The 14,285-nt window shown below is 71.0% G+C and carries 13 protein-coding genes; 4 read left to right on the plus strand and 9 right to left on the minus strand.

Features of this window, described 5'->3' with window-relative positions; genetic code table 11:
- The first annotated feature begins 250 nt into the window (after positions 1 to 250).
- Together OG338_RS16750 and OG338_RS16755 are read left to right on the plus strand one after the other, a co-directional pair.
- Complete coding sequence (locus OG338_RS16750) at positions 251 to 745, plus strand: hypothetical protein (protein WP_405938086.1); 495 nt, start codon at positions 251 to 253, stop codon at positions 743 to 745.
- A complete protein-coding gene (locus tag OG338_RS16755; RefSeq protein ID WP_405938087.1) occupies positions 742 to 4,185 on the plus strand; it encodes a M48 family metallopeptidase in 3,444 nt (1,147 codons plus the stop codon). The genes OG338_RS16750 and OG338_RS16755 overlap by 4 nt, the downstream gene beginning before the upstream one ends.
- Positions 4,186 to 4,787: 602 nt before the next feature.
- Here the strand turns inward: OG338_RS16755 and OG338_RS16760 are convergent.
- Positions 4,788 to 5,489, minus strand: coding sequence for a GDSL-type esterase/lipase family protein (locus OG338_RS16760; protein ID WP_405938088.1), 702 nt, complete (start codon positions 5,487 to 5,489; stop codon positions 4,788 to 4,790).
- Between the two features lie 58 nt (positions 5,490 to 5,547).
- Here OG338_RS16760 and OG338_RS16765 point away from each other — a divergent pair, with 58 nt between their 5' ends.
- On the plus strand, positions 5,548 to 6,543 hold the full coding sequence (locus OG338_RS16765; protein WP_405938089.1) for a WD40 repeat domain-containing protein: 996 nt from the start codon (positions 5,548 to 5,550) through the stop codon (positions 6,541 to 6,543).
- 6 nt (positions 6,544 to 6,549) lie between these two features.
- Here the strand turns inward: OG338_RS16765 and OG338_RS16770 are convergent, their stop codons facing one another.
- Complete coding sequence (locus tag OG338_RS16770; protein WP_405938090.1) at positions 6,550 to 6,945, minus strand: PPOX class F420-dependent oxidoreductase; 396 nt, start codon at positions 6,943 to 6,945, stop codon at positions 6,550 to 6,552.
- 81 nt (positions 6,946 to 7,026) lie between these two features.
- Between OG338_RS16770 and OG338_RS16775 the strand changes: the two genes are divergently transcribed.
- Positions 7,027 to 7,524 carry a GNAT family N-acetyltransferase gene (locus OG338_RS16775; protein ID WP_405938091.1) on the plus strand — a complete coding sequence of 166 codons (498 nt, stop codon included), beginning with the start codon at positions 7,027 to 7,029 and terminating at the stop codon, positions 7,522 to 7,524.
- 55 nt (positions 7,525 to 7,579) lie between these two features.
- Here OG338_RS16775 and serC read toward each other — a convergent pair whose 3' ends face one another.
- The 7 genes from serC to OG338_RS16810 all read right to left on the minus strand — a co-directional run bounded on the left by serC (position 7,580) and on the right by OG338_RS16810 (position 14,227).
- Positions 7,580 to 8,698, minus strand: a complete 1,119-nt coding sequence (gene serC, locus OG338_RS16780; protein ID WP_405938092.1) for a phosphoserine transaminase — start codon at positions 8,696 to 8,698, stop codon at positions 7,580 to 7,582.
- 114 nt (positions 8,699 to 8,812) lie between these two features.
- A complete protein-coding gene (locus OG338_RS16785) occupies positions 8,813 to 10,045 on the minus strand; it encodes a cytochrome P450 (protein WP_405938093.1) in 1,233 nt (410 codons plus the stop codon).
- Positions 10,042 to 11,277, minus strand: coding sequence for a cytochrome P450 (locus OG338_RS16790; protein ID WP_405938094.1), 1,236 nt, complete (start codon positions 11,275 to 11,277; stop codon positions 10,042 to 10,044). Before OG338_RS16790 ends, OG338_RS16785 begins: the two co-directional genes overlap by 4 nt.
- Positions 11,274 to 11,921 carry a GTP-binding protein gene (locus OG338_RS16795; protein ID WP_405938095.1) on the minus strand — a complete coding sequence of 216 codons (648 nt, stop codon included), beginning with the start codon at positions 11,919 to 11,921 and terminating at the stop codon, positions 11,274 to 11,276. Before OG338_RS16795 ends, OG338_RS16790 begins: the two co-directional genes overlap by 4 nt.
- Entirely contained in the window at positions 11,902 to 12,267 is a 366-nt protein-coding gene (locus OG338_RS16800) for a DUF742 domain-containing protein (protein ID WP_405938096.1), read from the minus strand. The genes OG338_RS16795 and OG338_RS16800 overlap by 20 nt, the downstream gene beginning before the upstream one ends.
- The gene (locus OG338_RS16805) at positions 12,264 to 12,701 is read right to left on the minus strand and encodes a roadblock/LC7 domain-containing protein (protein WP_405938097.1); all 438 of its coding nucleotides are present in this window, start codon (positions 12,699 to 12,701) and stop codon (positions 12,264 to 12,266) included. Before OG338_RS16805 ends, OG338_RS16800 begins: the two co-directional genes overlap by 4 nt.
- A complete protein-coding gene (locus OG338_RS16810) occupies positions 12,698 to 14,227 on the minus strand; it encodes a sensor histidine kinase (RefSeq protein ID WP_405938098.1) in 1,530 nt (509 codons plus the stop codon). The genes OG338_RS16805 and OG338_RS16810 overlap by 4 nt, the downstream gene beginning before the upstream one ends.
- Positions 14,228 to 14,285 lie beyond the last annotated feature (58 nt).

The raw sequence follows: 14,285 nt of genomic DNA on the forward strand, positions 1-14,285 counted from the left end.
AGCCGGCAAGCATTTGGCCGAGAGAGCCCACCGGAACCACCCGTATCGAGTCGGGCAGAAGGGTTCCCATGAGCGAGTTTTCGGAGGCGACGCCGAGCGTATCCCTCAGACCTTCGACGACTGTGCACGGCGGCCACCCATGGCCGTCCTCGGTGAAGCCGCGGTGAGGAATCCGGCCTCGCCTTGTGACTGGCAGCCGATTTCTGGTATTCACGGTTCCTGGATCGGCAGCTATGGATGGCGGGGACTGATGACCTTATTGATGGTACGCCAGGTTGTGCGGGATGTAGTTTCCGAGGTTGCCCCAGAGGAACTGCCTCTCCTCGACGGGGTGCTGGGGCTGCTCGATGACGCTGGTGTGCAACGAGCTCTGACACGCCGCTCACGTGGCCGTGAACCGCTGGGCTTCGGTCTGGAGACTGTCGTCGCCCTGGTCGTCCCAGTGGTGTGGGGTGCTCTGGCCGAGGTCGCCAGGCAGACTCTGCAAGGCGCGGCTCAGGGCGGGATCACCCGCCTCAGGCGGCGATTGGGTCGGTCGACTGCGGCCACCGAGCCGCTGGCCCTGCCGCCGCTGGACCGGGAACAGATCCTTCACGTGCGGCGAACTGTCCTGGTCCGGTGCGCCGCAGCCGGGATGGACGAGGCGCGGGCCGTCACTGTGGCCGACTCGGTGGCAGCCCGGCTCTCGCTCGGCGAACTGCCAGACACGCCGGAGACCCAACCGGAGGCTGGACCGGCCGCGTGAACGCACCGGTGGTCAGCGGCGGCGTCTCCGACCTCGATCGCAGAGTGCTGAGATCGGGCACCACCCTGCGCTTTGTATTGTTGGCCGTGCTGGTCGCGGTGAGCTGCTCGCAGCTGATCTGGCTGAAGGCGCCCCGGCCGGTCCACGGTCTCCGCAACCCGGAGGTCACCTGTGCACTCGCGGCGGGTGAGAACCCAGAAACCTTCAGCCTGGCGAGCGTATTCCGGCTCGCGTTGAATGGCACGTCCCCGGGGTATGAGGAGTGTGTATGGCGCTATTCCTACCGGCCCTGGGTCTGGGTTGTGGCTGGCACGGCCCTGGTGTTTGTCCTTGCACTGGTCTTGTACTGGTGGCTGCCGCGTTGGAAGTCCCGGGGCGGCCGACTCGTATCGATCCGTAACCCGGAACTTCTGGATCTATTAGCCGAGTTGAGCCAGACGGCCGGGTTGAGACCGGCCCAGAAACCGAAGTTTGTCATGGACCCGGTGGCTGTTACTCCGAGCGCGGTGGTGTTCGGGCGCTGGCGCAGCTACACCGTCAGTCTGCACGGCGGGCTCATCGCGCGGCGGGCGGCTGACCCGGAGGGCTTCCGGACGGTGGTCCTCCACGAACTCGCCCACATCCGCAACGGTGACGTCAACATCGCCTACGCCACGGAAGCTCTGCGGCGGGCTTTCATGCTGGTCATCCTGTTGCCCTACACCGTACTGTGCATCTATCCCTTGCCCGGCCACACGACACTCGGCGACGTAATCGAATTGTGGCGCACCCGCTGGCAGTGGGGCCTGCAGCAGCTACTGCACCCGATGGTTCTGGCCGCTGTCGTACTGTTGGCGCGCGCCGACGTGCTGCGCACCCGGGAGCTGTACGCGGATTTGGACGCCGCACGTTGGGCCGGGGCACGGAAGTTGCCCGACAGCACCGTCGAATCGGACCGGGGGGCGCTGGCGAGGTTCGCAGCGTTGTGGCGCACCCATCCAGCATGGTCGGAGCGGGCCGAGTCGCTTCTCGATCCCGCGGCTCTTTTTGGTGTGCGGGCGATCACGATGTTCCTGTCCGCCGTTGCGGCGGCGGAAGTGGCCGCGGGCATCTTCCTGATGTTCAGCGGCACGGGGGTCTCCCATTCTACGGTTGAGTGGCTCGCTGCATGGCCCGCCGCTGCGCTGATCACCGGTATCACCGGGGTTTCTCTGTGGCGAGCGGTCACCCATGCGGTGCTCACCGGGCGGCAGGTGCCATCCGGACTACGGGCTGGAGTCTGGCTGGGGCTTGGGCTCGCCTCCGTAGAACTACTGACGTTCCGTCACGCATACGACGGCTGGTTGCCACCAGTACCACAGGTGCTGCTGGTGCTGGTCGCTGCGCCAGCGATCCTCACCTGGTGGACCACGCAAAGCGCAGAGGTATGGATCCGGACCTCAACGGGACGGTCATTGCATGCCGTTCACCTGCTCGGGCTCGCGGCGATGTTGATCGTCTTCGGTGCCTGGTTCGTATGGTGGTACTCCACGGGGTATCTCTACCTCTACCTTGACGGGGGCCGCCCCTTAACCTCTGCGCTGGCCCTGTCAGCAGTCGAGTCACTCACCGGTACCGCCGGACAAAGCGAGATGATGAGGCAATTTGGGCCCGCCCTGCCCATGGTGTGGCAGATGATGCGGGCGCCACTGCTACCTTTCGGCGGGGCTCTGTTGTGGCTCTTTCCTCTAGCGGCGTGGGCTCGGAGCCCGGTCGGCGGAGTACCGCGGTGGGTTCGCCGGGCACTGCCGTTCACTGGTGCGCAGTCCAACGGCTGGACCGGACTCCCGCCGCTGCACGGGGTGCTGGGGTACGGAGCTGGCGCGGGTGCACTGGCAGTCTGTGCAGTAGTGACCACTCGAGTGTGGCTGCACACCGGGCCGGTCATGACCGGCGGGCACACTGCTCTCTCTGTCGCGCTCGACTCGCTGTGGACTGTCGTCGCGCTCTGTACCACCATTGCCGTCACAGCCGTGATCGCCTATGCCCGGGCTCCCAGCCACCCGCTACCGGTCGCGCTGGTCGCCGCCGGGACCGCCGCGCTGGTCGGTGTGTGCGGAGCATTCGCCCTGAATGCCACCGATGGCTGCGTACCGGCGCTGGCGGTCCACTCCCGAGTCTGCGGCTGGAAGACGGAGTGGGCCTGGTTCCAACTGCGGAACTTCGACGGTCTGTTTATGCTCGGCATGGGCTTCTACATCGTGACTGTCCCGATGCTCGCAGGCCCAGCGGCCCGCAGGCTGGCTGCAAAGCGGTTGGGGAAACCAGCACGTCCGGAGCTCCAGGTTTCACCAACATTCCCGAACGCCGCTGACGGTACCGCCCTCCGGCCGGTCGGTGGGCGCCGGGCATGGGCTCTGGCGGGGCTGAGCGCGGGCCTCGGCGTCCTTGGGGTGGTGGCGGTGCGGGCCTGGCTGCAACGACGTCGACCGGAAGAATGGTCCACGTCGTGGTATCAGTATTCTCAGGAATGGACCGCTGCGGCACTAGTCGCGACCGTGGCGCTGACCGTACTGGTAGCAACGGCGGCGACCGGCCGCCGACCGTTTTGGCACCGGGCGCTAGTGATAACGACCGCTGGCGGGGCTGCGCTGCTGGTCGGGAGCTCAACGGCGTTCTTTCTCGGGGCCACTGACGGTTGTGTGCGACGCCTCAACACCCTTGCAGATACATGCGGTTGGCGTCCGGGCCTCGGATGGGCGCTGATCCGCGTCGGTTTGCTCCCTGCCGCACTCGGACAGGCGATCTGCGCGGCGGCAGTACTGATCGTACTCGCCATCGCATGGCACCGGATGCGCGGCCGGGCATCCGGACCCGGGCTATTACCACAGGGCGGCACCAGGACCGTCCGCCGTCTATGGGCACGCCGGGCGTACGCCCTTGCGGCCTGCCTCGTAGCGCTTGTGGCTACCTCCAGCTGGTGGCAGCCACACAACGGCAGCATCGGACCCACGGCATCCCCCTCAAGGACGCAAACCGGCACTCCCTCGGATCCTTCCACCGGCCAGCGGCGGGCGCGGATCACTGCCTGGCTGGCGACCGGCGGGACGACGGCGATGGACAACCTCACCGACGAGACGACCGCGCTCGGGACCGCACTCGGCGAGGCAGCCAAGAAGGACGGGAAGGTCGACCCCGAGGTCTTCCGCCCGCTCTGCGGCAACTGGATCGCACAAGGCCGCGAGGCCCAGGCTGGCCTGCCGGTACCCGACACACCGCTCCAAACGCTGTGGCAGCAAACCACGGAGGAAGCCGTACAGGGCGGCACCGACTGCGTCCAAGGACTGCGGGACGGCGACAGCGCCAAGCTCACCGACGGCCTGGAGCAGATTCACCGGGCCACCGCGATGCTTCTCCAGTTCGCCACGCTGCTCCAACGGACGCAGGAAGACGGAACGCCGCAGGAGGGCAACGACAAATAGCGCAGCCAGGGGAGCCCTGCGTACGTGTGCCCTTGCCGACGCCGGGGTTGAGTGACGTTCATCCACAGACCGACACGCAGGTTGCCGTACTCCCGTCGGACAATTGGTGCGGGTCCGGCGGGTGCCATCCAGGAGCACACCAGGCGGGCGCCCCTCCGGAGGTCCGGGCGAGTTCCCATTCGGCCGCCGCCAGAGAGCGGTGGCAGGCATGCGGCTCGCCGAGCGCGGCCTGTGCGCGGGCCAGGCGCAGGTGCAACAGACAACGGGTAGCCGGATTGTCCGTGCGGGCGACGGCACTTTTGAGGATCTCCACGGCCGTGCGGGGCTCCTTCAACCAGGTGGCCTGGTAGGTGAGGTTGGACATGATGCCGGCGCCGAAGTCACGGTTGCCGGAGGCGATGCGTGCCGCCGACTCGGTGCTGAACGCGTGACTTCGTCCGCTTTCGCGGACAACGTTGCGTCGCGTCTCCGAGAGGTTTGGCTACGCCTCCAGCGGAGTCCGCCACTCCGGCCCCGCCCCAAGATCCCGCCGGCATTCGTCGCCCATCGCCTGCGATCACCCCGGCCGCAGCCCCGCTGGCCGAATGGAACCGTTGACGACCTCAGCAGGTGCCTGAGGCGGCCGCCCCCGCGTACCGCCCGCCCACTCCCCACGCCTCGTGGAGCGCGTCCGCGAAGGCCGCTGCCAGGTGGTGTTCGCCGGTGGGGTTCGGGTGGGTGCCGTCGTACGTGGAGGTGTGGATGCCGTACGCCGGGGGGTGGGAGGCCAGGAGGAGGGGGGAGGGCGGGGTGGAGAGGTTGGCCGCGGTTTTGGCCAGGAGGGTGTTGAAGTGCGCGCACTCCGCCGCGAACGGGGCGTCGGTCTCCGCGCGGATGTTCGGGATCACCGGGAGGAGGACCACGCGGATGCGCGGGTTCGCCTCGCGGGCCGCTGTCAGGAACGCGGCGGCGTTCTCCGCCGTCTGCGCGCTGTCCGTGTAGAAGCCGAGGTCTATCAGGCCGAGGGAGACCAGGAGGACGTCCGGGCGGTGTGCGGTCACCGCGTCCGCTATCAGGGGGGCCATGTGGAGCCAGCCCTCGCCCCAGCCCGCGAGGTGGCGGCGGGCGGGCGGGGGGAAGTCGTCGGCGGCGTACGCGGAGGACGAGGCCGTGCCCGTAGCGGCGTCGTACAGGGCCGTGCGCGGGCCCACCAGCTCGTGCGGGCCGTCCGGTGCCGCCTCCAGGTGCTGCCACATGCGGTAGCGCCACGTGAAGTCGCCGGCGCGTCCGATGGTCATGGAATCGCCGACACACATGAAACGCATGGCGTCATCATGGCGGATCTTGGCTACGCGCCGGTACGTGACGATGGACACTTGTGCCATGCGTTCGTACCGACTGACGTCTGCCCTAGGCGCCGCCGTCCTCCTCGCCCTCGCCGCGGCCCCCGCGCACGCCGATGACGGGGCCGACCGGAGCTTCACCATCGAGGACCCCCGGATCACCGAGTCCAGCGGGCTCGCCGCGAGCCGGGTCCACCCGGGGATCTACTGGACGCACAACGACAGCGACGACGGCCCTTACGTCTTCGCGGTCGATTCCCGTACGGGAAAGACCGTCGCGACCATCACCATGAAGGGCGTCGGCGCCCCCCGCGACGTCGAGGCCATCTCGATCGGGCCGGACGGGAACATCTACGTCGGCGACATCGGCGACAACCTCGACGGCAGCTGGGACCACGTCTGGATCTACCGCTTCCCGGAGCCGAAGACGCTCAAGGACGCGACCGTCCGGGCCACCCAGTACGACGTGAAGTACGCCGACGGGCCGCGCAACGCGGAAGCGCTGATGGTCCACCCCAAGACCGGGCGCGTCTACATCGCGTCGAAGAACGAGGAGGGCGGCGGCCTGTACGAGGGGCCCGCGAAGCTCACCACCGGCGGCGACAACGTCTTCCGGCGGGTCGGGGAAGTCCCCTGGGTGACGGACGGCGCGTTCTCCCCGGACGGGAAGGAACTCGTCCTGCGCTCCTACTTCAGCGCGCGGGGTTACGCCTTCGCCGACGGCCGCCTCGGCGAGGACCACGACGTGGAGTCGCCGTTGCTCCCGCAGTCCGAGTCCGTGACGTTCACGGCGGACGGTTCGGCGCTGATGTACGGCTCCGAGGGCAAGCGGAGCAGTGTCGTGCGGGTGGACCTGAAGAAGAGCGGGGACGGGGGCGGCGGCGGGGCCGCGCACCGGGCCGGGGGGACGAAGGACACGGCCGGCGGCGGGGACGGGGACGGGGTGCCGGTGAAGGGCACGACGCTGACCGGTGTCGCCGTGCTCGCGGGGATCGGGCTGCTGCTCTTCCTCGGCAGGCGGCGCCGCAAGGGCTGAGCGCGCTCAGGACTCCATCGGCCGGATCTCGTAATGCAGTGTCCGGTCCCGTTTCAGCCGGTGGGCCAGCGGGACCAGGACGCCCTGCATCGCCGGGTACTTCCGGGACAGCATCCGCGACGCGTGCGTGTTCTCCTTCGACCCCGCCGGGAGGAGGCGCGCATGGGCCTCGATCTGCGGGCCCGTGGGGCGGCCGCGTACGGTGCACGGGCCGATCCGCACCATGGGGTGGTTGCGCATGCGTTCCACCTTCCACGCCGAGGAAAACGTCCGGATGTACGCGTGGTCGCCCTCGACCGCGATGTTCACAGGGGTGTCGGCGTGCGTCCCGTCCTGCCGCCGCGTGCTCAGCAGGACCGCGTACTGCTTCACGAAGGGCTTGAGCTGCGGGATCGTATCCATGCCTCCATGGTCCGCCGGTACGGACCGGGGCTCATCCGGGCACGGGGCGCCCCGCAGGGGTTTCCCGTAGGGTCCCCGGCCATGAGCCCCCGCACCCCCGAGCCCTTCGCCACGCCCCGCCTGGCCGCGCTGCCCCTACGGGTGGAGTACGCGGACGAGATGGCCGCGGTCCTGGCCGACCCGGCCCTGCACGCGTTCACGGGCGGCACCCCGGACACCCCCGAGGCCCTGCGGGCGCGGTACGTACGACAGGCCGCCGGGTCGCCGGACGCCGGTGAGCTGTGGTGGAACTGGGCGCTGCGCGCCGAGGACACCCTCGTGGGCTACGTGCAGGCGACGGTACGCGGCGACCGCGCCGAGATCGCCTGGGTGGTGGGCGTCCCGTGGCAGGGGCGGGGGTACGCCGGAGAAGCGGCCCGAGGGCTGGTCGCGCACCTGCGGGAGGTGGGCGTCACGACCGTCGTCGCCCACATCCACCCCGAACACGCCGCGTCGGCGGCGGTGGCCGCCGGGGCGGGCCTGGCGCGGACGGGGGAGTGGGAGGACGGCGAGGAGCGGTGGGGGCTGGGCGGCGGGTGAGCGTACGGTGAGGGCCCCGCACACCGGGTGTGCGGGGCCCTCACCGACGTACGGGCTACAGCTTCTCGATCACGTAGTCGATGCAGGCCGTCAGGGCCTGGATGTCCGTGGGGTCGATGGCCGGGAACATGGCCACGCGGAGCTGGTTGCGGCCGAGCTTGCGGTAGGGCTCGGTGTCGACGATGCCGTTGGCGCGGAGGGCCTTGGCGACGGCGGTGGCGTCGATCTCGTCCGCGAAGTCGATCGTGCCGATGACCTGGGAGCGCTTGGCCGGGTCGGTGACGAACGGGGTCGCGTACTTGGACTCCTCGGCCCAGCCGTAGAGGTGGCCGGAGGAGGCGGCCGTGCGGCCGGTCGTGAAGTCCAGGCCGCCCTGGGTGTTCATCCACGTCAGCTGCTCGTTGAGCAGGAAGAGCGTGGCGAGCGCCGGGGTGTTGTACGTCTGGTTCTTCAGCGAGTTGTCGATCGCCGTGGGCAGCGAGAAGAACTCCGGGATGTGCCGGCCCGAGGCGTGGATCCGGGCCGCGCGCTCCAGGGCGGCCGGCGAGAAGACGCCGATCCAGAGGCCGCCGTCGGAGGCGAAGGACTTCTGCGGGGCGAAGTAGTAGACGTCCGTCTCGGCGATGTCGACCGGGAGGCCGCCCGCGCCGGAGGTGGCGTCCACCAGGACGAGGGAGCCCTCGTCGGCGCCCGCGACGCGCTTGATGGGCGCGGCGACACCGGTGGAGGTCTCGTTGTGCGTGAAGGCGTAGACGTCGACGCCCGCCTCGGCCTGCGGGTCCGGGTGGGTGCCCGGGTCGGAGGCGATGACGGTCGGGTCCGCCAGCCACGGGGCCAGCTTGGCGGCCTTCGCGAACTTCGAGGAGAACTCACCGAAGTTGAGGTGCTGGGACCTGGACTCGATCAGACCGTGCGTCGCGATGTCCCAGAAGGCGGTGGAGCCGCCGTTGCCCAGGATCACCTCGTAGCCCTCGGGGAGGGAGAAGAGGTCGCGTACGCCCTCGCGCACCGCGCCGACCAGGTTCTTCACCGGGGCCTGGCGGTGGGACGTACCGAGCAGAGACGTGCCGGTGGCGGCCAGCGCGTCGAGCGCCTCGGTCCGCACCTTGGAGGGACCGGCGCCGAAGCGCCCGTCTGCGGGCTTGATGTCAGCGGGAATCTGGATGTCGGCCACGAGTCGGAGCGTAACGCCTCGGTGCGGAGGCCACGCGGCCTGTCCGTCGGATGAGACAGGGTTCCGACTCGTGGTCGTCGGAGGAACAGTCGGAGGAACATCCGTGCGTACGTGTCAGCGCAGCGTCACCGGGAGTTCGTACAGGTCGTTCTGCGTCACGATCGGCTTGTTGCGCAGCTCGGACGCCGGGACGGCCAGGGACAGCTCCGGGAACCGGGCGTACAGCGCGGGCAGCGCCACCGACGCCTCAAGGCGGGACAGCGCGGCGCCCGGGCAGACGTGCGGGCCGTGCCCGAAGGAGATGTGGCGGTTCGGGGAGCGGGTCACGTCGAACTCCGTGGCCGACGGCCCCCACTGGCCCTCGTCGTGCGCGATGGCCGCGAAGGAGGTCATGACACCCTCGCCCTTCGGCAGCACCCGGTCGCCCACCCGGATGTCCTCCGACGCGAACCGGATCAGGATGTGCGAGGTCGGCGCCGACCAGCGCAGCGTTTCCTCGATGACCCCGTCCCAGCCCACCTCGCCGGCCAGCACCGCCCGCCGCTGCTCGGGGTGGGTCTCCAGCGCGACCACCGCGTTCACGATGAGGCTGATCGTCGTCTCGTGGCCCGCCGCGATGATCAGCTTCAGGGTGTTGAGGATCTCGTCGTCGGTGAGGTGGTCCCCGTCCTCGGACGCCACCAGCAGGGCGCCGGTCAGGTCGTCGGCCGGGGACTCCTTCTTCTCGGCCAGGATGCGCGCGAACAGGGTGTGGATGTCCGCCATCATCTGCGGCACCTCGGCGCGGGGCGTCAGGTTGGAGAAGAACTTGTCGAACAGTTCCTTCATCCGGGGCAGGTCCGCCGAGTCGATGCCCATCAGCTCGCTGATCACGTTCATCGGCAGCGGGTAGGCGAACTCCGCCTTCAGGTCCACCGTCTCGCCCGCCGCGTGCTCCTCCAGCCGGTCCAGCAGCACCTTCGTCCGCGCCTCGATGCCCTCGCGCAGCCGCTCCACCCGGCGCACGGTGAGCGCCTGCGCGACCAGGCCGCGCAGCCGGCGGTGCTCGGCGCCGTCGGCGGTGAGCATGGTGCGGCCCGGGTTGACCAGGCCGATGAGCGGCCAGTCGAGCGGGATCTCGCCGCGCTGCCAGGCGCCCCACACGTTGATGTCCTTGACCAGGCGGCTGTCGGTGAGCAGCGCCTTCGCCTCGGCGTAGTGCGTGACGGTGTAGACGGGCACCCCGCCCGGCAGCTCGACCCGGGCGAGCGGGCCCGCCGCGTGCAGCCGCGCGCTCTCGCCCGCGAGGTCGGTGACGAAGGGGTCGAGGACGATGCGGTCGGTGGCTTCGGTGCTGGGCGCGGTCATCGGGGGCCTCCGAGAGCGGGGGTGGGCGTGAAGGTCACGGGCAGGGCGGTGAGGCCGCGCAGCCAGGGGGAGGGGCGCCGGGTCAGCCGCTCGGCGGGGACGGCGAGGTCGACGTCGGGCAGCCGGTCGAGGATGACCTCGATGGCCGTACGGGCGATGACCTCGGCGGTCTCCTGCGCCGGGAACGGGCAGCGGTGCTCGCCGTGGCTGAAGGAGAAGAACGCGTTGTTGCCGCCGGTGAGCGTGGAGCCGTCCGTACGGACCTGGGGGTCGGCGTTGGCCCCAGCGAGGGAGAGGACGAGCAGGTCCCCGGCCTTGATGTGGCGGCCGCCGAGGTGGGTGTCGCGGGCGGCCCAGCGGCCGGCGATGTTCTGGCTGGGGGTGTCCTCCCACAGCACCTCGTTCATGGCCTCGGCGACGCTGTGCCGGCCGCCGGAGAGCGAGGCGGAGAAGCGGTCGTCGGTGAGCATCAGCCGCAGCGAGTTGCCGATCCAGTCGGCGGTCGGCTGATGCCCGGCCGCCATCATCACCATGAGGTCCCGGGCCACGTCCTCGTCCGTGAACCCGGCGGTGTTGGCGAGCATCCGGGACGCGACGTCGTCCCCGGGCTCGGCGCGCCGGTCGGCGAGCAGCGCGTACATGGAGCCTGCGATGTGCTTCTGGCCGGCGAGCGCGGTGGGCCCGCCGTTGATCATGTCGTTCATCGCGGTGACGAGGGCGGGGCCCTTGTCGTCGGAGAAGCCGTACAGCTTCGCCAGTACGCGTACGGGGAGGAGCGTCGCGTACTCGGCGATCAGGTCCGTCGACCCGGCCGCGCAGAACGCGTCGATCAGCTCGTCCGCGAACTCCTCGGTGCCCTTCTTGAGCTCGAAGGGGTTCGTGGCCTCCAGCGCCTCGCAGATCACGGCGGCCCGGCGGGTGTGGCGCTCGCCGACCGTGTAGAGGATCGACGGCTGGTCCCGGCTGATCATCGGCATCAGCGGCCAGTCCTCGGGGATCGCGTCCCACTGGTTCCACAGCTGCGAGTCGCGGGTGAAGAGGGCCGGGTCCCCGGTGACCTGGTGCAGCTCGCGGTAGCCGAGGACGAGCCAGGCCGGCACGTCACCGGGCAGCACGATCGGGGCGACCGGTCCGTGGTCGCGCCGCAACTCCCGGTAGAGGGCCGCCGGATCGCCCTGGAAGCGGGGTCCGGACAGCGGCACGGCACCGGCCGCGTGGGGGCACTCGGTCACGGGGTGGGCTCCGGGGTCAGGGCGGTGGCGTCCTCGGCGGGCGCGGGGGTGTCCCCCGTACGGGCCGCCGAGAGCCGGTGCAGATGCTCGACCAGGGTGATCAGCACGTACTTGCTGGAGGACCGGTCGCGCGCGTCGCACTCCACGAGCGGGACGTCCGGGGAGATGTCGAGCGCCTCCCGGATCTGCTGCTCGGTGTGGAGCGGGCCGCCGAAGTCGTTGCAGGCGACGATGAACGGCGTGCCGTGGTGTTCCAGGCGGTCGATCGCGTACCAGGAGTCGGCCAGGCGCCGGGTGTCGACGAGGACGACGGCGCCCAGGGTGCCGGAGAACAGCCGGTCCCAGAGGAACCAGAAGCGCTCCTGGCCGGGCGCGCCGAACAGGTAGAGCACCGAGCGTTCGTCCAGGCTGATCCGGCCGAAGTCGAAGGCGACCGTGGTGGACGTCTTGGACCCGACGCCGTCGAGGTGGTCGACCGCCTCGCCCGCGCGGGTCATCGTCTCCTCCGTGTTGAGCGGACGGATCTCGCTCACGGATCGGACCATGGTGGTCTTGCCGACCCCGAAGCCGCCGACCACGACTATCTTCAGTCCGTTGTCGGCCGTCGCTCTCAGGGCGGCGCGGTCAGAGGTTGCGGAGTCCAACGAGCACCTGTTCCAGGATGTCGGGGGCGGGAAGCCGGTCCGATACGCGTGCGGTACGCGGATGGCGGGCGCTGATCCGGCCGGTGTCGAGCAGATCGCAGAGCAGGATGCGCACGATGCTGACGGGCAGGTCGAGGTCGGCGGCGATCTCCACGACGGCGGTGGGCCGCTCGCACATCCGGAGGATCGCCACGTGCTCCGACTGCATGCCGGGGGCCGGCTCGCACTCGGCGACGACCAGGGTGACCAGGTCGAAGGCGGCGGAGTCGGACCGGGTGCGGCCGCCCGTCAGGGTGTACAGCCGGTCCGGCGCGTCGTTCCTGCCGGGGCGGGAGCGGGGTGTCATACGGCCGTGCCCCGGGCGGCGGCGACCGCGTCGACGGGGTCGCGCGGCGGGGCGACCAGGTGTTCGCCCAGCTGCTCGACCAGCTCGCTCATGTTGTGGCCGACGAGGCCCACGTCGGCGCTCTCGGCGGCGACGACCGCGAGATGGGCGCCGGCGCCGGCCTCCACGATGAAGAGGATGCCGCCGTAGAACTCGGCCATGGCGGAGCGGACGCCGCCGCTGCCGTTGCCGAATTCCACGGACGCGCCGTGGGACAGGCTCTGGATGCCGGCGGAGATCGCGGCGAGCTGGTCGGCCTGGTCGACGGAGAGTTCGGGCGTACGGCACAGCTTGAGGCCGTCCCTCGACAGCACGAGGGCGTGCCGGGCGCCGGGGGTCCGTTCGAGGAGCCCCTCCAGCAGCCAGTTGAGCTTCTCGTCGGTGGTCGCGGTCATCGGGAGCTGTCCTCCGGGGGTGGGGAGTCGGGCCGTACGGCGTTGCGGAAGCTGCTGAAGCGGGCCGCCCGGGCCTTGGGGTCGGGTGCGTCGGCGGCCGCGCCGGTCTCCCGGGCGGGCTCGGGGGCGGCGGCCCGGGCCCTGGCCTCGGCGGCGGCCAGGGTGCGCCCGCGCGAGCGCTTGGGCAGGCCGCTCTCGCCGAACTTCGGGAGATGGCCGGTGGTCTCCGAGGCGGAGTCGGAGCGCATGGGCTCCTGGGCGGGCGGCCGGGCGGCGGGGTCCGTCCCCAGGGTGTGGACGGGCTCGGGCTCGGTCTCGGCGGGGGCCGAGGGGGTGGCGGGCGAGGCGGTGGTGGCCGGGGCGGCGGCGGACGCGGTGGTGGCCGGCGCGGTGGTGGCCGGGGCGGCCGCCGGGGCCGGGGTGGTCCGGGTCGTGGTGGTGCGGGTGACGATCTCCTGCGGGAGCATCATCAGCGCGCCGGTGCCGCCGCGCGCGGAGGGCCGGAAGGAGACGGTCAGCCCGTGCTTGCGGGCCAGCCGGCCGACGACGGCGAGGCCGAGGCGGGTGCCGGTCAGGCCGGTGAGGTCGGCGTCGTCCGCGGAGACCGCGCGCTCCGCCCGGCGCAGCTGCACGTCGCTCATGACGAGGCCGCTGTCCTCGACGGTGACGACGATCCCGGCCGGCACCTCCTCCACGTACACATGGACCTCGGCGGTGGGCGGCGAGAAGTTCGCGGCGTTGTCGAGGAGCTCGGCGAGGGCGTGCATGACGCCCTCGGCGGCGTGGCCGGCGACGGCGACGTCGCTGGTGGAGTGGAGCCGGACGCGCTGGTAGCCGCTGATCCGGCCCATCGCGCCGCGCAGCACGGACTCCATGACGATGGGCTTGGCCCAGCGCCGTCCGGAGCGGGCGCCGGTGAGCACGGCGATGGAGTCGGCGAGGCGGCCGGCCTGGGCGGTGCGGTGGTCGAGGTGGAGGAGGTCGGCGAGGACGTCCTCGGAGGTGTGCCGGTGCTCCATCTCGCGGAGGTCGGCGAGCATGCTCGTGGCCAGGGCCTGCATCCGGCCGGCCGCGTTGGCGCAGGCGGTGAGGGCGGCGGAGCGCTCGGTCTCGGCGCGCGAGGCGCGGGCCTTCAGCCGGGCGTTCTCGGCGGTGAGGCGGGCGGTGCCGGCCTCGGCCTCCTCCCTGGCCCGCGCCGTCTCGGCGGCGGCGGCCGCCCGGAGCCGGGCGCTCTCCGCGGTGAACCGCTGGGCCTCGGCGGCGGAGGCCGAGACCATGCGGGAGACCTCCGCCGTGAACCGGCCGCTCTCGGCGGCGTGGGTCTCGCGGAGGCGGCGCACGGTGGCCCGGGCGTGGACGGCGGTGGTGACGGCGGCCACGAGCAGCACGGCGGCCCCGCCGGAGCCCCAGGCCACCGCGGTCCTGGCCGATTCGGGAGCGGCGAAGGTCGCCCACACGCTCAGGGCTGCGGTGAGGGCCACCGTGACCGGAAGGGCCAGTGCGGTCGGCCGGGTAGAGGGGCGCAAAGCGGAGTCCTTGGGGCGGACGGCGGCGGACGGGGCGATTCGGGCGAGTGTGACGCGA

Source organism: Streptomyces sp. NBC_00726 (genome assembly GCF_045161735.1).
In the GTDB taxonomy this organism is placed as follows: domain Bacteria; phylum Actinomycetota; class Actinomycetes; order Streptomycetales; family Streptomycetaceae; genus Streptomyces.

Coding starts and splice junctions, on each gene's coding strand:
- OG338_RS16805 (WP_405938097.1), bottom strand. CDS start 12,701: ATGACCGCGACCACCGACGAGAAGCTCAACTGGCTGCTGGAGGGGCTC.
- OG338_RS16775 (WP_405938091.1), top strand. CDS start 7,027: ATGAGCCCCCGCACCCCCGAGCCCTTCGCCACGCCCCGCCTGGCCGCG.
- OG338_RS16785 (WP_405938093.1), bottom strand. CDS start 10,045: ATGACCGCGCCCAGCACCGAAGCCACCGACCGCATCGTCCTCGACCCC.
- OG338_RS16750 (WP_405938086.1), top strand. CDS start 251: ATGACCTTATTGATGGTACGCCAGGTTGTGCGGGATGTAGTTTCCGAG.
- OG338_RS16760 (WP_405938088.1), bottom strand. CDS start 5,489: ATGCGTTTCATGTGTGTCGGCGATTCCATGACCATCGGACGCGCCGGC.
- OG338_RS16770 (WP_405938090.1), bottom strand. CDS start 6,945: ATGGATACGATCCCGCAGCTCAAGCCCTTCGTGAAGCAGTACGCGGTC.
- OG338_RS16765 (WP_405938089.1), top strand. CDS start 5,548: ATGCGTTCGTACCGACTGACGTCTGCCCTAGGCGCCGCCGTCCTCCTC.
- OG338_RS16800 (WP_405938096.1), bottom strand. CDS start 12,267: ATGACACCCCGCTCCCGCCCCGGCAGGAACGACGCGCCGGACCGGCTG.